Source organism: Thermus sp. FJN-A, from assembly GCF_054655095.1.
The window spans coordinates 33,950-54,753 of record NZ_BAAHSC010000190.1 but is presented as its reverse complement, the minus strand read 5'-3'; the positions used below and the strand labels follow the sequence as shown (position 1 = coordinate 54,753).

The 20,804-nt window shown below is 69.2% G+C and carries 21 protein-coding genes; 10 read left to right on the top strand and 11 right to left on the bottom strand.

From position 1 onward, the window contains the following. Nucleotides 1-27: 27 nt before the first annotated feature. From dnaA to pyk, 4 genes are all read left to right on the top strand, one after another. Complete coding sequence (gene dnaA / locus ACYQ0J_RS07835) at nt 28-1,341, top strand: chromosomal replication initiator protein DnaA (RefSeq protein WP_460171603.1); 1,314 nt, start codon at nt 28-30, stop codon at nt 1,339-1,341. A gap of 298 nt (nt 1,342-1,639) precedes the next feature. Further along, nucleotides 1,640-2,764, top strand: a complete 1,125-nt coding sequence (gene dnaN / locus ACYQ0J_RS07830; protein WP_460171602.1) for a DNA polymerase III subunit beta — start codon at nt 1,640-1,642, stop codon at nt 2,762-2,764. 45 nt (nt 2,765-2,809) lie between these two features. Then, nucleotides 2,810-4,078: a phosphopyruvate hydratase gene (gene eno, locus ACYQ0J_RS07825; RefSeq protein ID WP_460171601.1), complete on the top strand. Its 1,269-nt coding sequence runs from the start codon at nt 2,810-2,812 to the stop codon at nt 4,076-4,078. Beyond that, complete coding sequence (gene pyk / locus ACYQ0J_RS07820; protein WP_460171600.1) at nt 4,065-5,489, top strand: pyruvate kinase; 1,425 nt, start codon at nt 4,065-4,067, stop codon at nt 5,487-5,489. The genes eno and pyk overlap by 14 nt, the downstream gene beginning before the upstream one ends. Before the next feature lie 11 nt (nt 5,490-5,500). Here the strand turns inward: pyk and ACYQ0J_RS07815 are convergent, their stop codons facing one another. Next, nucleotides 5,501-6,967 (bottom strand): phosphodiester glycosidase family protein, encoded by a 1,467-nt coding sequence (locus ACYQ0J_RS07815; protein WP_460171599.1) that lies wholly within the window; start codon nt 6,965-6,967, stop codon nt 5,501-5,503. A gap of 45 nt (nt 6,968-7,012) precedes the next feature. After that, a complete protein-coding gene (rtcB, locus tag ACYQ0J_RS07810; protein WP_460171598.1) occupies nt 7,013-8,443 on the bottom strand; it encodes an RNA ligase RtcB in 1,431 nt (476 codons plus the stop codon). A gap of 144 nt (nt 8,444-8,587) precedes the next feature. Here rtcB and ACYQ0J_RS07805 point away from each other — a divergent pair, with 144 nt between their 5' ends. After that, nucleotides 8,588-9,520, top strand: coding sequence for a PP2C family protein-serine/threonine phosphatase (locus tag ACYQ0J_RS07805; RefSeq protein ID WP_460171597.1), 933 nt, complete (start codon nt 8,588-8,590; stop codon nt 9,518-9,520). 21 nt (nt 9,521-9,541) lie between these two features. After that, nucleotides 9,542-9,955, top strand: a complete 414-nt coding sequence (gene ndk / locus ACYQ0J_RS07800; RefSeq protein ID WP_460171596.1) for a nucleoside-diphosphate kinase — start codon at nt 9,542-9,544, stop codon at nt 9,953-9,955. Here ndk and ACYQ0J_RS07795 read toward each other — a convergent pair whose 3' ends face one another. The 3 genes from ACYQ0J_RS07795 to folP all read right to left on the bottom strand — a co-directional run bounded on the left by ACYQ0J_RS07795 (nt 9,956) and on the right by folP (nt 11,855). Then, nucleotides 9,956-10,501, bottom strand: coding sequence for a LabA-like NYN domain-containing protein (locus ACYQ0J_RS07795; protein ID WP_460171595.1), 546 nt, complete (start codon nt 10,499-10,501; stop codon nt 9,956-9,958). It abuts the gene before it with no gap. 176 nt (nt 10,502-10,677) lie between these two features. Beyond that, a complete protein-coding gene (gene folB, locus ACYQ0J_RS07790; protein ID WP_460171594.1) occupies nt 10,678-11,034 on the bottom strand; it encodes a dihydroneopterin aldolase in 357 nt (118 codons plus the stop codon). A gap of 2 nt (nt 11,035-11,036) precedes the next feature. Further along, entirely contained in the window at nt 11,037-11,855 is an 819-nt protein-coding gene (gene folP / locus ACYQ0J_RS07785; protein ID WP_460171593.1) for a dihydropteroate synthase, read from the bottom strand. A gap of 34 nt (nt 11,856-11,889) precedes the next feature. Here folP and ACYQ0J_RS07780 point away from each other — a divergent pair, with 34 nt between their 5' ends. The 4 genes from ACYQ0J_RS07780 to ACYQ0J_RS07765 are packed head-to-tail and all read left to right on the top strand — an operon-like array spanning nt 11,890 to nt 14,819. After that, complete coding sequence (locus tag ACYQ0J_RS07780; protein WP_460171807.1) at nt 11,890-12,723, top strand: universal stress protein; 834 nt, start codon at nt 11,890-11,892, stop codon at nt 12,721-12,723. Nucleotides 12,724-12,733: 10 nt separating this feature from the next. Then, nucleotides 12,734-13,942 carry an MFS transporter gene (locus ACYQ0J_RS07775; protein WP_460171592.1) on the top strand — a complete coding sequence of 403 codons (1,209 nt, stop codon included), beginning with the start codon at nt 12,734-12,736 and terminating at the stop codon, nt 13,940-13,942. 17 nt (nt 13,943-13,959) lie between these two features. Beyond that, nucleotides 13,960-14,433 carry a cyclic pyranopterin monophosphate synthase MoaC gene (gene moaC / locus ACYQ0J_RS07770; RefSeq protein WP_460171591.1) on the top strand — a complete coding sequence of 158 codons (474 nt, stop codon included), beginning with the start codon at nt 13,960-13,962 and terminating at the stop codon, nt 14,431-14,433. Nucleotides 14,434-14,462: 29 nt separating this feature from the next. Then, nucleotides 14,463-14,819 carry a NifB/NifX family molybdenum-iron cluster-binding protein gene (locus ACYQ0J_RS07765; RefSeq protein WP_460171590.1) on the top strand — a complete coding sequence of 119 codons (357 nt, stop codon included), beginning with the start codon at nt 14,463-14,465 and terminating at the stop codon, nt 14,817-14,819. Here the strand turns inward: ACYQ0J_RS07765 and ACYQ0J_RS07760 are convergent. The 6 genes from ACYQ0J_RS07760 to dxs all read right to left on the bottom strand — a co-directional run bounded on the left by ACYQ0J_RS07760 (nt 14,797) and on the right by dxs (nt 20,799). After that, complete coding sequence (locus tag ACYQ0J_RS07760) at nt 14,797-15,705, bottom strand: hypothetical protein (RefSeq protein ID WP_460171589.1); 909 nt, start codon at nt 15,703-15,705, stop codon at nt 14,797-14,799. The genes ACYQ0J_RS07765 and ACYQ0J_RS07760 overlap by 23 nt on opposite strands. An 80-nt stretch (nt 15,706-15,785) precedes the next feature. Next, a complete protein-coding gene (locus tag ACYQ0J_RS07755) occupies nt 15,786-16,214 on the bottom strand; it encodes a c-type cytochrome (RefSeq protein WP_460171588.1) in 429 nt (142 codons plus the stop codon). 28 nt (nt 16,215-16,242) lie between these two features. Beyond that, the gene (locus tag ACYQ0J_RS07750) at nt 16,243-17,313 is read right to left on the bottom strand and encodes a TIGR04053 family radical SAM/SPASM domain-containing protein (protein ID WP_460171587.1); all 1,071 of its coding nucleotides are present in this window, start codon (nt 17,311-17,313) and stop codon (nt 16,243-16,245) included. Between the two features lie 48 nt (nt 17,314-17,361). Continuing rightward, on the bottom strand, nt 17,362-18,354 hold the full coding sequence (locus ACYQ0J_RS07745; protein ID WP_460171586.1) for a hypothetical protein: 993 nt from the start codon (nt 18,352-18,354) through the stop codon (nt 17,362-17,364). Beyond that, nucleotides 18,351-18,965 (bottom strand): MBL fold metallo-hydrolase, encoded by a 615-nt coding sequence (locus ACYQ0J_RS07740; protein WP_460171585.1) that lies wholly within the window; start codon nt 18,963-18,965, stop codon nt 18,351-18,353. Before ACYQ0J_RS07740 ends, ACYQ0J_RS07745 begins: the two co-directional genes overlap by 4 nt. Then, complete coding sequence (dxs, locus tag ACYQ0J_RS07735) at nt 18,952-20,799, bottom strand: 1-deoxy-D-xylulose-5-phosphate synthase (RefSeq protein WP_460171584.1); 1,848 nt, start codon at nt 20,797-20,799, stop codon at nt 18,952-18,954. The genes ACYQ0J_RS07740 and dxs overlap by 14 nt, the downstream gene beginning before the upstream one ends. Nucleotides 20,800-20,804: the final 5 nt, after the last annotated feature.

The following is a 20,804-nucleotide window of genomic DNA, read 5'->3' as shown; positions in this document are numbered from 1 at the left end:
CCCGTAGCTTTTCCACCGGGGGTAGCCTTGACGCACGAGGCAGTCTGGCACCATATTCTAGAACACATTCGCCGTAACATCACCGAGGTGGAGTTTCACACCTGGTTTGAGCGCATCCGCCCCCTCGGCATCCAAGACGGCGTTCTGGAGCTGGCCGTGCCCACCTCCTTCGCCCTGGACTGGATCCGGCGGCACTACGCCGAACTCATCCAGGAGGCCTTGGGCCTCCTCGGCGCCCAGGCCCCGAGGTTTGAGCTCAAGGTGGTCCCCGGAACCCCCGTCCAGGAAGACATCTTCCACGCTGCCCCCATCCCGGAAGCCCCGCAGCCCAAGCTCAACCCCAAGTACACCTTTGAGAACTTCGTGGTGGGTCCCAACAACTCCATGGCCCACGCGGCGGCGGTGGCCGTGGCCGAGTCCCCTGGCCGGGCCTACAACCCCCTTTTCATCTACGGGGGCGTGGGCCTGGGCAAGACCCACCTCATGCACGCGGTGGGCCACTCGGTGGCCAAGCGCTTCCCCCACCTCAAGATCGAATACGTCTCCACGGAAACCTTCACCAACGAGCTCATCAACGCCATCCGCGAGGACCGGATGACGGAGTTTCGGGAGCGCTACCGCTCCGTGGACCTCCTCCTGGTGGACGACATCCAGTTCATCGCCGGCAAAGAACGCACCCAGGAGGAGTTCTTCCACACCTTTAACGCCCTCTACGAGGCTCACAAGCAGATCATCCTCTCCTCCGACCGCCCTCCCAAGGACATCCTGACCCTCGAGGCCCGCCTTCGGAGCCGCTTCGAGTGGGGCCTCATCACCGACATCCAACCCCCCGACCTGGAAACCCGCATCGCCATCCTCAAGATGAACGCCGAGCAACGGGGGCTCCGGGTGAGCGAGGAGGTCTTGGAGTACATCGCCCGCCAGGTAACCTCCAACATCCGCGAGTTGGAAGGTGCCCTGATGCGCACCGTGGCCTACGCCTCCCTGAACGGCGTGGAGCTGACGCGGGCGGTGGCCGCCAAGGCCCTCTCCGACATCTTCGCCCCCCGGGACGTGGAGGTGGACCCCCAGGAGATCGTGCGCAAGGTGGCGGAGCACTTCGCCCTGCGCCCCGAGGACCTGGTGGGAGGGGGACGGCGCAAGGAGGTGGTTCTTCCCCGGCAGATCGCCATGTTCCTGGTGCGGGAGCTGACCCGTTCCTCCCTGCCGGAAATCGGCCAGCTCTTTGGGGGGCGTGACCACACCACGGTGCTCTACGCCATCCAAAAGGTTCAGGAGCTGTCCGAAAGCGACCGGGAGGTGCAAAACCTCCTCCGGACCCTCCGGGAGGGCCTCACATGACCCCTGTGGATAACCTGTGGATAACCCTGTGGATAACCGGGGTTTACCTGTGGATAACCCTGTGGACAACCTGTGGAAAAATCCCCTACCCTGGCAGCCTGTGGATAACCGGCCGCTTGTCCACAGGTTATCCACAGCCGAAGGCGGGTTATCCACAGGGGTTTTCCACAACCCCTTTTCCCTCCAGAACGGGATTTTTCCCCCGTTATCCACATATCCACAGCCCCTATTACTACGGCTACTATCTTTTTAAGATCTTTAAAAAGACCTTAGTAGCAGTAAAAGGGAGGAAGCCAAGATGGATGTAAGCTTTCCCAAAAACCTGCTGGCAGAGCAGATCGCCTTGCTGGAAAGGGTCATCCCCTCCCGCAGTTCCAACCCGCTTTTCACCTACCTGGGGCTGGCCCTTTCCCCGAACACCCTCGTCCTCTTTGGCAGCAACGGGGAGGCGGACCTGGAGGTGCGGCTTCCCGCGGACACCCGGGGGGAGGGGCGGTACCTGGTGCCGGCCCAGCCCTTTTTCCAGCTCATCCGTAGCCTTCCCGGGGACCTGGTGGAACTGGCCTTGGGCGCCGAGCTGGAGCTGGCCTCGGGCCGGTTCCGGACCCGGTTGAGCCTTGCCCCCCCGGAGGGCTACCCCGAGCTTCTTTTCCCCGACTTCCACGGGCCTTCCGAGGCTTACCCCTTGCAGACCGCGCTCTTGGTGGAGGATCTCTTTCGGGCGCTTTCCCACGTGCGCTACGCCGCCAGCAACGAGGAGTACCGCGCCATCTTCCGGGGAGTGCAGCTGGAGTTCAGCGAGAAGGGGGTACGCACCGTGGCCTCCGATGGCTACCGCCTGGCGCTCTATGACCTGGAAAGGCCCCAGCCCTTCGGGAAAAAAGCGGTGGTGCCCGCCCGGAGCGTGGACGAGCTGGCCCGGGTCCTCAAGAGCGTGGGCGGGGGAGAGGTGACCGTGGCCCTCGGCCCCGGGACCCTGGGCGTGGCGGTGGCGCGGGAAGGCGCCGGACAGCTCCGCATGGCGGTCCGGCTGATGGAAGGGGAGTTCCCGGACTACGAGAGGGTTATTCCCCGGGAGTTTCCCTTAAGGGCCACCCTCGAGGTGGAGCCCTTCCGGGAGGCCCTGCGCCGGGTGAGCGTTTTGGCGGACCGGCAGAACCACCGCGTGGACCTTTTCTTCCAGGAGGGCCGGGTGCTTCTGAGCGCGGAAGGGGACTACGGCAAGGGCCAGGAGGAGATCCCCGTCCACCTGGAGGGCACACCCCTGGCGGTGGCCTACAACGCCCGCTACCTCCTGGAGGCCCTGGGGCCCCTGGCGGGCCAGGCCGCGCTTTTGCTCTCCGGCCCTACCAGCCCCAGCCTGGTCCGTCCCTTGGCGGAGGGGGAAGGGTACCAGGCGGTGGTGGTGCCCCTGCGGGTGTAAGCTCGTATCCGGGGGGCGTGAAGCGCTTCCATAAAGGAGGGAACCATGACCACGATCCTCGCGGTGAAGGCCCGGGAAGTCTTGGATTCCAGGGGTTTCCCCACGGTGGAGGCCGAGGTGGAGCTGGAGGGAGGGGCCCGGGGCAGGGCCATGGTGCCCTCCGGAGCTTCCACCGGCACCCACGAGGCCCTGGAGCTGCGGGACGGGGGCAGGCGCTACCTGGGCAAGGGGGTGCGCCGGGCGGTGGAGACCGTGAACGAGCGCATCGCTCCCGAGCTCATCGGCCGGGACGCCCTGGACCAGGAGGGGGTGGACCGGGCCATGCTGGAGCTGGACGGCACCCCCAACAAGTCGGCCCTGGGGGCCAACGCCATCCTGGCGGTTTCCCTGGCCACGGCCCGGGCGGCGGCGGCGGCCTTGGGGCTTCCCCTCTACCGCTATCTGGGAGGAGTCCAGGGGGTGGTCCTGCCCGTGCCCCTCATGAACGTCATCAACGGGGGGAAACACGCAGACAACCGGGTGGACTTCCAGGAGTTCATGCTGGTGCCCGGGGGGGCGGAGAGCTTTTCGGAGGCCTTGCGCATCGGGGCTGAGGTCTTCCACACCCTCAAGGGGGTGCTGAAGGAGCGGGGCTACAGCACCAACGTGGGGGACGAAGGGGGGTTCGCCCCGGACCTCAAGCGCAACGAGGAGGCCATAGAGCTCCTCCTCTTGGCCATTGAGCGGGCGGGCTACACCCCGGGACAGGAGGTCTCCTTGGCCCTGGATCCCGCCACCAGCGAGCTCTACCGGGACGGGAAGTACCACCTGGAAGGGGAGGGGAGGGTGCTCGCCCCGGAGGAGATGGTGGCCTTCTGGGCCTCCTGGGTGGAGAAGTACCCCATTCGCTCCATCGAAGACGGCATGGCCGAGGACGACTGGGAGGGGTGGCAGCTCCTCACCCGGGAGCTTGGGGGCAAGGTGCAGCTCGTGGGGGACGACCTCTTCGTCACCAACCCGGAAAGGCTCCGCCAGGGCATCGCGCGCGGCGTGGCCAACGCCATCTTGGTGAAGGTGAACCAGATCGGCACCCTCTCGGAGACCCTCGAGGCCATCCGCCTGGCCCAGCGCTCCGGCTACCGGGCGGTGATCAGCCACCGCTCCGGGGAGACGGAGGACAGCTTCATCGCCGACCTGGCGGTGGCGGTGAACGCCGGGCAGGTGAAGACCGGCTCCCTCTCCCGCTCCGACCGCCTGGCCAAGTACAACCAACTCCTGCGCATTGAGGAGGAGCTGGGCCAGGCGGCCCGCTTCCTGGGCTATGGGGCCTTTTAAGCGCACCAAGATCGTGGCCACCCTGGGGCCCGCCTCCAGCAGCAAGGAGGTGATCCGGGGCTTGGTGGAGGCGGGGGCCGACGTCTTCCGCCTCAACTTCAGCCACGGCACCCCAGAGGACCACCGGAACCGGGTCGCCCTGGTGCGGGAGGTGGGGGAGGAGCTGGGCAAGACCCTGAGCATCCTCCAGGACCTCCAGGGACCCAAGATCCGGGTGGGGCGATTCCGGGAGGGGCGCGTGGAGCTCAAGGCGGGCCAGCCCTTTGTCCTCACCCGGGCCCCCGTGGAAGGGGACGAGACCCGGGTTTCCCTCACCTACCAGGGCTTGCCCGAGGACGTGGCCCCGGGCCAGGTCCTCCTCCTGGACGATGGCCGCATCCGCCTGCGGGTGGAGGGGGTGGAGGGGGACGAGATCCACACCCGGGTGGAGGTGGGGGGCGTGCTTTCCGACCACAAGGGCATCAACGTTCCGGGGGCTGACCTCTCCATCCCCGCCCTCTCGGAGAAGGACATTCGGGACCTGGCCCTGGGGGCGGAGCTCGGGGCGGACTGGGTGGCGGTCTCCTTCGTGCGCACCCGGGACGACCTCCTTTTGGCCCGGCACTACCTGGCCCGCTACGGGTCCCGGGCCCGGCTCATGGCCAAGATTGAGAAGCCCTCGGCGGTGGAGCGGTTTGAGGAGATCCTGGAGGAGGCGGACGGCGTCATGGTGGCCCGGGGGGACCTGGGGGTGGAGATGCCCTTGGAGGAGGTGCCCATCGTGCAAAAGCGCCTCATCCTCCGGTGCATCGCCGCGGGGAAGCCGGTGATCACCGCCACCCAGATGCTGGAGTCCATGGTCCAGAACCCGAGCCCCACCCGGGCCGAGGCCTCCGATGTGGCCAACGCCATCTTTGACGGGACGGACGCGGTCATGCTCTCCGCGGAGACCGCCGCCGGGGCCTACCCGGTGGAGGCCGTGGCCATGATGGCCAAGATCGCCCGGGCGGTGGAGGCTTCGCCGGAGTTTCTGCAGAAGCTAAACGTGTTGCGCCCCGCCCCTACCCCCACCACCCAGGACGCCATCGCCCAGGCGGCGGACGACATCGTGGAGGCGGTGGGGGCTAAGGCCATCGTGGTTTTCACCGCCACGGGAAGCTCGGCCCGGCGCATCGCCCGCACCCGGCCCCAGGTGCCCATCCTGGCCCTGACCCCAAGCCCCGAGGTCCAGCGCCAGCTGGCCCTGGTCTGGGGGGTTTTGCCCCGCCTGGCCCCCGACCCCCAGGATACCGACGACATGGTGCGCATCGCCTTGCGGGAGGCGAGGGCCTCTGGGCTCGCCCAGGTGGGGGAACGGGTGGTGATCGCCGCCGGGGTGCCCTTTGGGGTGCGGGGGACCACCAACCTCATCCGGGTGGAACGGGTGAGCTGAAGGTGGCCCCTTCAGGGGACGTAAAGGGCCAAGGCGCTCACCACGGGCCGGGGGGGGCCCTGGTAGGGGCTCCTTAGCTTTCCCCGCACCCAAAGCTGGGCCGAGCCGCCCCCGTCCATGCGGAGGGCGTTCCAGGCTCCCAGGGAGAGGAGCCCCCGGGCCAGGGCCCCGGGGGTGGTGGGTTCGGAGACGAGGAGCCAAAGTCTTCCTTCCCTGGTCCAGGCCACGGCCGCCTGGGGGGCCACCGCCTGGAGGGGCCTTGGATCCCTGAAGTTCTCCCGGGCGGGGTCCAAGGCGTACTGGCCCTCCCGAAGCAAGAGGGGCCCCCCCTCCAGGGCGTGGGCGAAGGGGGGGTCCAGGCGGCCGTAGAGGCTTAAGCGGTCGCCCGTCTGCAAGGGGAAGGGCGGGCTTCCCTTGGGAAAGGTGAGGGCCCAGGCCCCCGGCGGAAGCTCGGCTGGGGCGGGGAGGAAGGCTTCTACTCGGTCGTTTCGCACCAGGGCCACCTCCTCCCCTTCCCGTCCCACGGGGCCCGGCACCGCGTGGGCGGTGTAGCGGGCCCTGGAGGCGTTCACCCCCACCCGGACCCGTTCTCCCCTGGGCCCCACCGCTTCGGCGACGAACTGGGGGAAGCCCAGAAAGAAGGCGAACCCGTCCCAGAGGAGGGCCACCCGGCCGTAAGGGTAGGACACCGTCACCCCGTCTTGCACCCAAAGCCCGATGGGGGTCCCCGTCTTGGGGTCAAAGTAGCCCCCGTTCAAGACGGCGAGGGCGCCTGGGGCCAGGTCCTTGGGAAGCGCCCGCTTCCCCGGGGTGCCCACGGGAAGGAGCCTGCCCCTTTCCGCCTCCACCAGGTAAAGCCTCAGGGGCTCGGGGGTGAAGGCCCAGACCTCCTTGTACCGCACCCCGGGGGCCAGGGCCTCCTCCACCTCGGGGCTAAGGAGGTAGAGGTCCAGGACGAGCCTCGAGGGGTCCTGGAGGGGAAATAGGCGGTAGCGGAGGATTTGGCCCGGGGCCTCCAGGCGGAGCTCGGTGCCCCCGGGCAGGAGGCGCACCCCCGCCCGCAGGCCTGGGGGCCAGGGGGCCTGGAGGGCCCCCGGGGCCAGGTAGGGGAGGAGGAGGGTGAGGCGTTCCCTCCCCTGCCCCTCCTGGGCGGGCTCCGGGTGGGGGGCAGGGAGGTCCAGGACCACCCGGAAGGCCCGCCCCTGCGCCCCGAACCGCGTGCCCGCCTCGGGCACCCGGAGGTAGCCCAGGGATTTTAGGGCCTCGAGGGGCACCCGCTCCCGGTCGGGGGGCGGGAGGGAGGGGTCGGGGGGCTCCGCCCACCCCACCCCGGGCACGTAGACCAGCCGCACCCCTTGGCCCTCGTACACCCAAGCGCCCCCTTCCTCGCGGAAGGCCAGGTCCAGGGCACCCGCGGGGACCAGGGTCCTGCCCAGGCCGAGGGAGAGGAAGAGCAGGAGGAAAGGAAGGCGCCTCATCCCCCCATGAAAGCAGAGAGGGGTGAGAAAAGCCTGATACCGCGGCTAGCCCTTGACCACGATGACGGGCTTCAGGCGGGCCACCTTTTTCCCGATCCCCGCCCCCTGCACCGCCTCCACCACCACGGAGACGTCCTTGTAGGCCTCGGGCATCTCCTCGTCCACCGTGGCCCGGGTGGCGGCCCTGACCAGGATGCCCTTCTCCGCCAGCTCCTTCACCAGGTTCCGCTCCCGGGCTATCCTTTTGGCCTGGTGGCGGCTCATCTTGCGCCCGGCCCCGTGGCAGCTGGAGCCGAAGGAGACCTCCATGGCCTTGGCGGTGCCCGCCAGCACGTAGGAGTAGCGGCCCATGTCCCCTGGCACCAGGACGGGCTGGCCCACCCTGCGGTACGCCTCGGGGATCTCCGGGTTCCCCGGGCCAAAGGCCCGCGTGGCCCCCTTGCGGTGGACCAGGACCCTTCTCCCCCCGTGCTCCTCAAACTTGGCGTTGTTGTGGGCCAGGTCGTAGAGGACCCGGAGGCCGTGCGCCTTGGGGGTGAAGCCCACCAGCTCGAAGGCCTCCCGCACGAAGTGGGCGATGAGCTGGCGGTTGGCGAAGGCAAAGTTGGCGGCGGCGGCCATGGCCTGGAGGTAGTCCTCCCCCTCGGGGCTTCGTATGGGGGCGGCGGCAAGCTGCTTGTCCACGAGCTCAATGCCGTACCGGGGGGCTGCTTTGAGGAAGCGCTCCACGTAGTCCTGGCAGACCTGGTGGCCGAGGCCCCGGCTTCCCGTGTGGATGAGGACGGTGACCTGCCCCTTGAAGAGCCCGTAGGCCTCCGCGGCCTCCTCGTCATAGACCTCGTCCACGTACTGCACCTCCAGGAAGTGGTTCCCGCTTCCCAGGGTGCCGATCTGGGGGGCGCCCCGCTCAAAGGCCCTTTCCGAGACCTTTTCGGGGTTGGCCCAGGGGAGGCGGCCCTCGGACTCGATGAAGCGCACGTCCTCCGGGTAGCCGTAGCCCCGCTTCACGAGCCAGCCCGCGCCCTCCTTCAGGATCTCCTTGAGCTCCTTCTTGCTGAAGCGCACGTCCCGCCGTTCGCTCCCCACCCCGGAGGGGACCAGGCGGTAAAGGGCATCGGCGAGCTCCCTTTGCCGGGGGAGGAGGTCTTGCAGGGTGAGGTGGGAGGCGAGGAGGCGGACGCCACAGTTGACGTCAAAACCGACCCCGCCGGGGCTTACCACGCCTCCTTCCTCCGGGTCAAAGGCCGCCACCCCCCCGATGGGGAAGCCGTAGCCCCAGTGGATGTCGGGCATGGCCAGGGCGGGCTCCACGATGCCGGGCAGGGTGGCCACGTTCATGAGCTGCTGCAAGGAGGCGTAGTTCTCGGCCTCGAGGTCCCTTAAGATCTCCTCCGAGGCGAAGAAGACCGCGTCCACCCGCATCTTCCCCTGGCGGGGGATGCGGTAGGTGTAGGGGGCGATCTTTTCAAAGCGCATGGCGCCCTCCCAAAACAAAACCGCCGGGCTTTAGGGCCCGGGCTTAATCTCAAGGTACCCCGGTATGCGGTATGCGTCAAGGCTATGCAGGGGCGGGGGCTGGCTCTTGGCCCCCGGGGCGCCCCGGTGGGGTAAAATCCTCCCGTGCCCGACCTGGCCTTCGCCCTGGAGACCCACCCCGGGCTAAAGCGGCCCAAGAACGAGGACGCCGTGGGCCACGCCCTCACCCCCTGGGGCGGGGTCTTCGTGGTGGCGGACGGCATGGGGGGGCACCGCACCGGGGAGGTGGCGGCGCGGCTCGCCGTGGAGACCATCTTGGAGCACCTGAAGGGGGCCGAACCCTCGCCCAGGGTGCTCCTTCAGGCCTTTGAGCGGGCCAATGAGCGCATCCACCAGGAGGCCCAGCGCCCGGAGAACCGGGGGATGGGCACCACGGCCACCTGCTTGGTGCTGGACCTGCCCTACGCCCTCCTCGCCCACGTGGGGGATTCCCGGGCCTACCTCCTGCGCCAGGGCGCCCTCCACCTCCTCACCGAGGACCACTCCTGGGTGGCGGAAAGGGTGCGCCAGGGCCTCCTTTCCCCCGAGGAGGCCAAGACCCATCGCTGGCGCAACGTGATCACCAACGCCCTCGGCTCCTTTCCCCAGGCCCGGGTGGACCTCCTGGGCCTCAGGCTGGAGCCGGGGGACGTGTTTCTGCTCTGCACCGACGGCCTTTCCGGGGTGCTGGAGGACCGGACCCTTTTGGAGGTGCTTAGGAACTTTCCTCCGGAGGAGGCCGCCAGGCGCCTGGTGTCCCTGGCCAACGAGTGGGGGGGTCCGGACAACGTGAGCGCCATCGTGGTGCGCCTTCCCGAGGAGCTCCCCCGGGGTGGCCGTCCCTACGCCCTTCCCCTCGAGGCGGCAGGCGGCGCCCCGGTGCGCCTCAAGCTGGGGGAGGAGCCGGAGGAGCTTCCCACCCAGGTGCTGGAACCGGAGGGCAGGCCCTCCCGGATCACCTGGCGGGACGTGCTCCTCATCCTCCTCTGGGTGGTGGTGGTGGCCTACATCCTGCTGGGCTACTTCAGGGGCCCCTAGACCTGCTAGACTCCTAGGGGTATGGAGCGCACCTTCGTGATGGTGAAACCGGACGGCGTTCGGCGCGGCCTGGTGGGGGAGATCCTGGCCCGTTTTGAGCGGAAAGGCTTCCGCCTGGTGGGGCTTAAGCTGATGCAGATCCCCCGGGAGCTGGCGGAGCGGCACTACGCCGAGCACCAGGGGAAGCCCTTCTTCCCCGGGCTGGTGAGCTTCATCACCTCCGGGCCCGTGGTGGCTATGGTCCTGGAGGGACCGGGCGTGGTGGCCGAGGTGCGCAAGATGATGGGGGCCACCCACCCCAAGGACGCCCTTCCCGGCACCATCCGCGGGGACTTCGCCACCACCATTGACGAGAACGTCATCCACGGCTCGGCGAACCTCGAGGACGCCCAAAGGGAAATCGCCCTCTTCTTCCGGCCCGAGGAGCTCCTCTGATTATTCCCCGCCCTCCGGGGCCTGGGGCAGGCTCGGGGCCCGAAGGCGTTCCCAGGGGAAGTCGTCCAGGGGGTAGAAGCGGTCCGCCTGCTGGGCCAGGCGGTGGGAGGAGAGGGCGTGGAAGGTGGTGTTTTCCACCTGCTTGCCCATGTCCTGCACCACCCTCACCACCTCGGCGAAGTCCCCGTCCCCGGAAACCAGCACCGCCACGTCGTAGGCGTTGGCGTAGGCCAGGCGCAGGATGTCTATGGCGATCTGGATGTCCACCCCCTTTTCCACGAAGCCGTCCGCCCGCCTTTCCAGCCGCCCCAGGCGCACGGCCACGTAGGGGACCCGCTTCAGGTAGTTGAGGAAACTCTGGTGCGCCTTGGCCGCGGGGTCTTCCGGGGGGAGGGGGGCGTTGTAGTAGTAGGCCCTGAGGAGCTTCCGCCCGGCGGTGAGGAGGGTGATGAACTCCACGAAGTTGAGCCGATAATCCGAACCCAGGTGCTGCACCAGCCCCTTGTAGAGGTTGGAGCCGTCTATAAATATGGCCACCCTTTCCATAGCAGGCCCGCCCCTTTCCGGGCTCCTTTAGTCTAGCCCAGGGGCGTGAGAAAGTTCATAGCCCACCGCTCCATGAGCGGTGGGGGAGGCATACCAGCTTCGGCTTAGCCCTTTTCGGGCGCCGGTATCCTACCACGCCCTTCCCATGAGCGCAAGATGAGGGGCAAAGGATCCCTCTAGGAGCGCGTTTTTACCGTTTCCGCGTACACGTCGCGAAAGACTCCGGGGATGGGGGCGTGGGGCTTGTGCACCCGCACCCGCACCCCCAAAAGGCGGGGGAAGGCCCGGAGGAGCTCCTCCGCCAGGTGCTCGGCCAGGGCCTCGATGAGGTAGAAGCGGCGGTGGCGCACCGCCGCCTCCACCAAGGCGTAGACCGCGGCGTAGTCCACGGTCTCCTCCAGGCGGTCCCCCTTGCCCTCGAAGGGCACCGTGAGCCAGAGGTCCACCACGAAACGGGCCCCCAGCTTGCCTTCCTCGGGCATCACCCCGTGGCGTCCGTAGAACTCCAGGCCCAGGAGGGCGATCTCTCCCATACCTACCCCCAGAGGGCGTTCCAGACGGCGAGGGCTTCCCGGTGGGCCCTGACGTCGTGGACCCGGAGGAGCCTCGCCCCCTTCATGGCCGCGTAGAGGTGGGCGGCCACCGAACCCACCGCCCGCTCCCCCGGGGTTTCCACCCCGGTGAGTTCCCCGATGGCGCGCTTGCGGGAGAGCCCCACCAGGACCGGATGGCCCAGGTCCACGATCTCCTCCAGGCGGCGCAGAAGCTCCAGGTTGTGCTCCAAACGCTTGCCGAACCCAAACCCTGGATCCAGGACCACCTGGGGCACCCCGGCCTTGAGGGCCTTGGCCGCCTGGGCGTGGAGGAAGGCCTTGACCTCCGCCACCACGTCCTGATAGTGGGCGTGGGCCATCATGGTCCGGGGATCGGGCACCGGCATGTGCATGACCACCGCCGCCACCCCGTACCTGGCGGCCAGGGCCACCATGCGCTCGTCCCGAAGCCCCGTGACGTCGTTTAGAAGGTGGGCACCGAGCCTTAAGGCTTCCTCCGCCACCTCGGGCTTGCGGGTGTCCACGCTCACGGGCACCCCCAGGGCCAAAACCGCCTCCAGCACGGGGAGGAGCCGCCGCTTTTCCTCCTCCACCGGGACGGGCTCCGCCCCTGGGCGTGTGGACTCGGCCCCCAGGTCCAAGAGGTCCGCTCCCTCCGCCACCAGGGTCCTGGCCCTTTCCAGGGCCCTTTCCGGTTCCAGGTAGAGGCCACCGTCGGAGAAGGAGTCGGGGGTGAGGTTGAGGATGCCCATGAGCCGGGGCCGGGACAGGTCTAGGGTGCGGTCGCGGAGCCAGAGCACGAAAGGATTATAGTGGGGCCAGGAGGTGAGGAACATGCGCCTTTTGGCCGCGGTGGACCTGGGGGAGGGTTGGCAGGATGTGGTGGAGACGGCCCGCTTCCTCCAAGATGGCCTGGGCCTTCCGGCGGAGCTTCTCCACGTGGTGCCGACCCCTTACTTTGAGGCCCTGGCCCGCCGCTTCCCCGATTTGGCGCCCCACCTGGAAGCCACCCTGGCCCGGGTGGAGGAACGGGTGCGGGAGACCTTGGCGGGCACGGGCTTAAGGGGCCGGGTGCTCCGGGGCTTTCCCGCCCAGGTGGTGGGGGGGGAGGCCCAGAAGAGCCGCCTGGTCCTTTTGGGCCAGCGGGGGGTGGGGGGCCTCGAGGTCCTGGCCCGGGGGGGCCTGGCCCGGTACCTCCTGCACCGGGGGGAAGTGCCGGTGCTTCTGCTCCCGAAGGCCCTGAGGGAGGTGCGGCGCATCGCCGTGGGTCTGGACGAGAGCGCGGCGAGCCTGGCCGCTTTCCGGTTGGCCGAGGCCTGGGGAAAGGCCCTGGGGGCCGAAGTGGTGGGCCTGCACCTGGTGAGCGGGGAAGGGGGGTGCTGCTTCCCCACCTACCTGGACCCCCGGGGGTTGGCCCTGGCCGAGGTCCTGGAGCGGGCCAAGGGCCACCTGGAGGCCCTCCTGAAGGCCACCGGGGTGGTGGAGGTGGGCAAGGGGGAGGACGAGCCGGACCTGTTGCGCCTGGCCGAGGCCAGGGGGGCTGGCCTTCTGGTCCTGGGCTCCAAGGCCAAGAGCACCTGGCGGCACCGCCTGGGCCGGATGGTGGAGGTGCTTTCCCAAGAGACCCGGCTCCCCCTCCTGGTGGTCCCCGAGGCCGCGGTCTGGTAAGGTAAGGCCCATGCGCCACGGGCCGGGCTGGTTCCTCTCCCTCTCCGCCTACTGGTTCGCCACCAGCCTCAAGTGGTTTCTGGTCCTCTTGGTCATCCTTCCCGCCAAGGTGGCGGAGCTCTCCCCCCCGGAGGAGAAGGCCTCGAGGCTGGGCTTCCTCTTCGGCCTGGGGGCGGTGATGGCCATCCTGGGGCCCCCCCTCATGGGGTACCTCTCGGACCGCCTGGGAAGGCGCAAGCCCTTCCTCCTCTGGGGGAGCCTCCTCACCGCCTTGGCCCTCCTCCTTCTGGTGCACGCCCCCACCTACGGGCTCCTCCTTTTGGCCTACCTCCTCCTGCAGGTGGCGGATGACCTGGCCACGGGGCCCTACTCCGCCCTCATCCCCGACCTGGTGCCCCGGGGGGCCAGGGGCACCGCCTCGGGGTACATGGGGGTCCTGCAGGTGTCGGGCCAGGTGCTGGGGGGCGCGGTGGGCTTTCTCCTGCCCCTGGCCCCCCAGGCCTACCTGGCGGCCTTGGTGAACCTCCTGGGGGCGGGGTTGAGCCTCCGGGTCATCCCCGACCACCCCTTGCGGGCCAACCCCCGGCCCCTGGCCTCGGCCTTGGCCCGGCCCTGGAGGGACCGGGACTTCCTCCTGGTCTACCTCACCCGTTTCCTGGTGATGCTGGGTTTCTACCTGGCCCAGACCTACCTGCAGTACTACCTGGCGGACGTGGTGCGCACCTTCCAGGCCCTGGGGCGCTCCTTGGCCCAGGAGCCCTTCCAGGCGGTGGCCCTCCTGGGCCTCCTCATCTCCCTGGGGGCCGCCCTGGCCAGCGTGCCCGCGGGCAGGGCCTCGGACCGCCTGGGCCGCAAGCCCCTCATCTACCTCTCCGGGGCCGGGCTTGGCCTATTCATGCCCTTGATCCTGCTTTTCCCCCGGTACGACTTCCTCCTCCTCCTGGCCCTCTTCTTCGGCCTGGGCTACGGGGTGTACCTGGCGGTGGACTGGGCCCTGGTGGCCGACGTGCTGCGGGACCCCGAGGCCCACGCCACGGACATGGGGCTGTGGCAGACCTCCATCGTGGTGCCCCAGGTGCTGGCGGGGGCTTTCGGCAGGCCCTTGGACCTCCTCAACGCCCAGGCGGAGGGCCTGGGGTACCTGGTGCTCTTCCTCCTGGCCGGGGTTTTCTTTCTCCTGGGGGCCTTTTTGGTGGCCCCCATCCGCCGGGCCCGCTAGGGTACTAGACTTGGGCCATGGACCTCACCCACTTTAAGGACGGCAAGCCCCACATGGTGGACGTGACCGGGAAACCCGCCACCTTCCGCACCGCCACCGCGGAGGCCTTCGTGGAGCTCACGGAGGAGGCCCTAGGCGCTTTGGAGCGGGGCGGGGTGGGGAAGGGGGACCCCCTCGCCGTGGCCCAGCTTGCGGGGATCATGGCGGCCAAGAAGACCGCGGACCTCATCCCCCTTTGCCACCCCTTGCCCCTCACCGGGGTGGAGGTGCGGGTGGAGCTCCTGCGGGAGGAGCGGCGGGTGCGCCTCGAGGCCACGGTGAAGACCAAGGCGGAGACCGGGGTGGAGATGGAGGCCCTCACCGCCTGCGCCGTGGCCGCCCTCACCGTTTACGACATGCTGAAGGCGGTCTCCAAGGGCTTGGTCATCTCGGAGGTGCGCCTCCTCCACAAGGCGGGGGGGAAGAGCGGGGAGTGGCGGCGCCCCTCCTAACCCTTACCCTGGGGGTGTATCCTAAGGGCATGCGCGTGGCGATCGCTTTGGCCAAAAAAGAGCCGGATCGGGTTTACCCTGGCCCCTTCGGCCACGCCCCCCGCTACGCCATCTACCAGCTGGGGGAGGATGGGGAGGCCCGCCTGGTGGAGGTGCGGGAGAACCCCTACGCGGCCCTGGAAGGGGGGAACAAGCACGCCCTCATGCGGGAACTCCTGAAGGACGTGGACCTCCGCGTGGGGGCCCGTTTCGGCCACGGGGGGTCTATGGGGGCTTTCCCCATGGCGGACCGCCTGGAGGTGGGCCCGGTGAGCCTGGCCGAGGCCCTGGAGAGGGTCCGCTCCCGGGGGCTTGAGCCCCCCCTCACTCCAGGAAGTAGCGCCTGAGGAGCTCCCGGGCTTCCGGGGGGAGGGGGTTTCGCTCCAGGTAGACCTCCACCCCCCGGCGCACCCCCTCGGGGGGCTGGCCCTGGCGCCAGGGGGAAGGCAGGGGAGCGGCCCCGCCCTCCTTCCCGGGCTCCAAAAGCCCCTCCTCCTCGCCCCCGGGCGCCAGGGGGAGGGGGGGGGCCGGGGCCTCCACCCTGGGGCCCTGCCCGGAGGTCCCGGGGGTGGCCTGGCCTTCCTCCTCCGGGCCCCTTCCCGGTTTGGGGGCGCCAGGGCCCGCAGTGGGCCCCTCCTGGGCTGGGGCTTGTCCTGGGGGGGCTTCTTCTCCCCGGCCTGGGGAAGGGGCCTCGCGGGCCTGTTCCCCGGAGCCTTCCGGTCCCTGGGCGCCCGGGGAGGCTTCCTCCCCCCTTTCCCCGGCTGGGGGGCTCAGGGCCTGGCCTTCCCCTCCTCGCGCCCCCTGTTCTCCCTTCCCCTCCGGGGGCTCTGCCCCTTCCGGCCCCAGGGGCCTTTCGCTTCCCGGGAGGAGGCCTTGGCCTTGGGGGCTCGAGGGGGGTTGCCAGAGGGCCAGGGCCAGGACCAGGAGGAGGGTGAGGAGGTAGGCCAGGAGGAGGCCCGTGGGAAAGGGGGGAGGGTGCATGCGCACCTTCCGCGCCTCCTCCCAAAGCCGCGCTTCCCCGTAGGCCCGGGCGGTGGCGTAGGCCAGGCTGGTCCGGGCGATCTCCCTTAGGGCCCGCCCCTCCCAAAGCCGGGCGGGGAGGAGGAGGGCCAGGGGGGAAAGGAGGGCCAAAGGGGGAAGAAGGAGGCCCAGAAGGGCCACCCCCCAGGCCAGAAGAAGGCGGTAGCGCCAGGCCAGGCGCCCCGCGTAGAGGAGGTGAAACCCCGGGCCCACCTTAAGGCCATTATCCCCCGCGGGTGGCCCAAAAGGGTTTCCCGGGGCGCGAAGGCCCCGGGGGGAGGGAGTACACCGGTCTACTTGACCGGGGGACGGGACTTGAGGACGTCCTGCGGGGAGAAGGCCCGGGCTCTTTGGGCCTTCACCTCCTCGGCGCTGATGGGTTTCGCCTTGGACTTGGCGAAGGCGGTGAGGACGTGGTTTAGGAGATCCGCCACCTCCTGGTCCTTGAGCTGGCGGAAGGGGGGCATGAGGCCGTTATAGGTTTTCCCCTCCACGGAAAGGGGGCCTTGCAGGCCGTAGAGGACCACGCGGATCAGGTACTCGCGCCCCCCCTTGGCCTGGACCACCTTGTCCAGGTGGGTGAGGGGAGGGAAGGTGCCGGGGATGCCTTGCCCCACGGCCTGGTGGCAGCTTTGGCAGTTGGCCGAGTAGAGCTTGGCCCCCGGGCTTTGCCCCAAGGCCAGAAGGCCCAGGAAGGCCAGAAGGGGCATCAGGCGTTTCATGGCCTAAGCATAGAGAACGCCCGCCCCCTCAGGCCAGGGGCATTTGTCCCCAGGCCCGGGGGGTGTAGGCGCAACGGGGGTCGGCGGCCAGGTGGTCCCCGGTTTCCGCCCAGGCCCGGGCCCGGCTTCCCCCGCAGATCTCGCGGTACTCGCAGGCCCCGCACTTGCCCTTGAGGAGCGCCTTGTTGCGGAGTTCCAGGAAGAGGGGGCTTTTCTGGTAGATCTCCAGAAGGGGGCGCTCCCGCACGTTGCCCGCGGAGAGGGGGAGGAAGCCGGAGGGGTAGACCTCCCCGGTGGCGGAGACGAAGACGAAGCCGAAACCGTCGGAGAGGTGAACCCCCCGGCCCTCCCCCACCAGGGCCTTGTCCTCCCCGCCCTCCCGCATCCTGCGCTCCAGGGCCACCCGGCGGAACATGGGGCCCTCCGTGGTGCGCACCCGGAAGGGGTAGCGCCGGGAGAGGTCAAAGAGGAGGTGCATGACCGCCTCGTACTCCTCCGGGGAGAGCTGCTCCAGGACTGCCCCCCGGCCCACGGGCACCAGGAAGAAGACCTCCCAGGTGGCCACCCCCTTTTCCGCCAGGATCTCCGCGATGCCGGGGAGCTCCTTGGCGGTGCGCCGGGTCACGGTGGTGTTCACCTGGGTCATGAGGCCCTCCTCCCGGGCCCAGGAGAGGGCCTCGAGGGCCAGGGCGAAGGTGCCCGGGACCCCCCGGAAGCCGTCGTGGCTCTCCGGGCTGGCCCCGTCTAGGGAGATGGCCATCTGGTGGACGCCGAGCGCCTTGAAGCGGGCCACCACCTCCCGGGTGAGCCGGGGGGTCACGGCGGGGGTGATGCCCACCTTGATGCCCAGGCGCCCGGCCTCCTCCAGGAGGAGGAAGAGGTCGGGCCGGGCCAAGGGGTCCCCTCCCGTGGGGAGGAGGATGGGCTTGGGGGTGTAGGTGGCGAGCTCCCGGAGGAGCTTTAGGCCCTCCTCGGTGGAGAGTTCCCCGGGGAGGGGATCGGGCACCGCGGAGGCCCGGCAGTGCTGGCAGGCGAGGAGGCAGGCCCGGGTCATCTCCCAGGCCACCAGGAGGGGGAAGCGGTGAAGGTCAGGCTTCATGCCCTCAGGATGCCCGTTTGGGGCAGGGGCAAATGTCCTCGGGACGGGCTAGCGGGGGAGGGTGAGGCGGTAGGTGAGGACGCGGGCCTCCCCGGGCTTTAGGGGAAGTTCCAGGCGGTAGCCCTCGGGAAGGAGGGTGGCCCCGGGGAAGTCCAGGCGGAAGGGTTGGGGGAAGGTTTCCGAAAGGAGTAGGGTGACCGGGTAGGGATAGGGGTTTTCCAGCCGGGTCTCCACCCGGTAGGTGGCCTCCTTTTCCGTGTGGGAGAGGAGGCTCACGCTCCGCACGAGGCGGGCCTCCAGGTCCTTTCCGAGCCAGACCTCGGCGGTCTCCCCCTTGGGGGTGGCGGGAAGGAGGGCCTGGCCCAGGAAGAGGCCTCCCTCCACCGCCTCGAGGCTCCCCGGGGCCAAGGGGAAGGGGGCCGAGAAGCGGTAGCCCCGTGCCAAGGGGAGGAGCTTGTCCGTGCGGAAAGGGGCTTGGTAGCGCAGGAGGCGCTCCGGGCGCACCTCGGCCCTCAGGAAGGGCACCTCCGTGACCCCAGGGAGAAGTTTCCTGGGGGGAAGCTCGTAGCGGAAGAGGCCGAAGGGGCTTTCCGGGGCAGCCTCGGCCAGGGCCTTTAAGGCCACCCCGGGGGTAGCCCTGGCCTCCAGGACCGGGGCCTCCCCGGCCAGGAGGAGGAGCTTCTGGGCCTGGAGGGGCTCCCCCTCCAGCCTAAGCCGGGCCCAGGCGGTGAGGCGGCCCTCCTCCAGGGTGTAGAACACCTCCCCAGAAAGCCCCGTGTAGAGGTAGCGGAGCCTGGCCTCCCCCTCCCCTCGGTAGCGGAAGAGGACCGCGGAACCCTGGTAGACCCTCTCCACCTCCTCCACCCCGAGAAGCCTCAGGGAACCCGGGACCATGCGGGAGAGCCGCTCTCCCGCCAGGTAGACCCAGGCGGAGGGGGGCAGGACGACGGGCTCCTTCACCTCGGCGAACCCGGGGTAGACCACCACCTCCTGGGCCCAGGCCAGGAGGGCCAGCACGGGGAGGACCAGGGCTTTCCTCATACCCCCAGTTTACCGGCCAAGCCCTCAATGTCCTCGCGGCGCAAGGGCCCCCCGTGCCCCAGATAGACCAGCTCCGCCCCCAGGTCCAGGATCTTGCGCACCGTGCGCCGGGCGAGTTCCGGGTCCTCGTTGACGCCCCTGGGGGGCAGGCCCCTTCCCCTGAGGGCATCCCCCGCGAGGAGCACCCCGTCCCTGAGGAGCCCCACCTGGCCTAGGGTGTGGCCGGGAAGGTGGACCACGCGAAAGCCGAAGACCTCCTCCCCTTCCGTCACGGGCCGTAAGGCCTCCTCCGGCACCGCCTGGCCCAGGTTGGCCAGGACCCCCCCGAGGAGGGGGAGGGGAAGGGGCGGTCGGGGCCTCCTCTTGGTGAGGTAGGGCCACTCCCTGGGATGGGCGAGGACCGGTACCCGGAACCGCTCCCAAAGGGCCCTGGCCCCGCCGGCGTGGTCCAGGTGGTGGTGGGTGAGGAAGAGGAGCTGGGGCGGTTCCTTGAGCAGGGAGAGGAGCCTCCGGCTCTCCCAGGGGAGCCCGGCGTCCACCAGGAAGTACCCCCCTTTGACGGGCACCCGGTAGAGGTTGGCGGCGAAGCGCAGGACCTCAAGCCCGCTCATGGACGAGGCCGAGGCCCATCTCGGCCAGGGCCTTCCGGATGCCTTCCGCGTCAATCCCCGCCTGGCGGTGGAGGCTCGGGATCGCCCCGTGCTCCAAGAAGCGGTCGGGGAGGCCGAGGATCTGGATCTCGGGCTTCAGGCCCATCTCGTTCAGGGCCTCGAGGACCGCGCTGCCAAAGCCCCCCATCTTCTGGTGGTCCTCCACGGTGAGGAGCTTGTAGTGGGAAAGCGCCCTCAGCATCTCCCGGTCCAGGGGCTTGAGGAAGCGGGCGTTTACCACGCCCACCCTGGGGTCTTGCCCGGCGGCCTCGAGGGCGTACCTCAGGGTCTTGCCGAAGGCCAGGATGTAGGCCTCCGTCCCCTCCTTCAACACCTCCCACTTCCCCCAGGGGATCTCGGGCCAGGCCCCCTCGGGGGCCCGCTCCACGTTGTCTCGGGGGTAGCGGATGGCCACGGGGCCCCCCACCTCCAAGGCCCCCTTCAGCATGGCCCGAAGCTCCAGGGCGTCCTTGGGGGCGGCGATCTGCAGGTTGGGGATGGTCCTGAGGTAGGCGATGTCGAAGACCCCGTGGTGGGTGGCCCCGTCCGCCCCCACGATCCCCGCCCGGTCTATGGCGAAGACCACGGGAAGGTTCTCGATGGCCACGTCGTGGATCACCTGGTCGTAGGCCCGTTGCAAAAAGGTGGAGTAGATGGCCACGATGGGCTTTAGGCCCCTCAGGGCCATCCCGGCCGCCGTGGTCACGGCCACGTCCTCGCAGATGCCCACGTCCAGGTAGCGCTCGGGGTGCTCCAGGGAGTAGCGCACGAGCCCCGAGCCCTCCCGCATGGCGGGGGTGAGGACGAAGAGCCGGGGCTCCAGGTGGGCGAGCTCCGTCACCGCATCCCCAAAGGCCTGGCTCCAGGAGTAGCCCTTGGCCACCTTTTCCGGCTTCTCCGGGTTGAAGCCGGGGGGGCCGTGCCAGTAGATGGGATCGGCCTCGGCCACCTTGTAGCCCTTCCCCTTTTTCGTGACCACGTGGAGGAGGGTGGGGCCGTCCAGGGCCTTCAGGTGCTCCAGGATGTGGATGAGCCCCTTGAGGTCGTGCCCGTCCACGGGGCCCACGTAGCGGATGCCCCAGGCGTAGAAGGGGTTCTCCTGGTGGAGGATGAGCTTGGCCGCCTCCTTGGCCCGGTCCACCAGGCCGAAGAGCTTGGGCGAGATGTGTTCCAGGATCTGCTTGCCCAGTTTCTCCGCGTCCTGCACCCACTTTCTTATCTGCAGTTCCTTGAAGTACTTGTTGAGGGCCCCCACGTTCTCGGAGATGCTCATCTCGTTGTCGTTGAGGACGATGAGCATCCGCTTCTGGAGCTCCCCGATCTTGTTCAGGGCGGCGAGGGCCATGCCCCCCGTCAGGGCCCCGTCCCCGATCACCGCCACCACGTGGTAGTCCTCCCCCTGGAGGTCCCGGGCGATGGCCATTCCCAAGGCGTTGGCCAAGGAGGTGCTGGCGTGGCCCACGGTGATGGCGTCGTGGGGGGATTCCGATACCCTGGTGAAGCCCGAAAGCCCCCCTTCCTGCCTCAGGGTGTGGAAGCGGTCCTTGCGGCCCGTGACCAGCTTGTGGGCGTAGGCCTGGTGGCCCACGTCAAAGAGGATGCGGTCCCGCGGGGACTGGAAGACCCGGTGCAGGGCCAGGATGAGCTCCACCGCCCCCAGGGAACTCGCCAGGTGGCCGCCGTTTTGCGCGGTGACCCGGATGATCTCGCTTCGGATCTCCTCGGCCAGGGCCAGGAGCTCCTCCATGGTCAGACGCTTTAGGTCCTCGGGGCTCGTCACCTTGTCCAGTACCATACCCA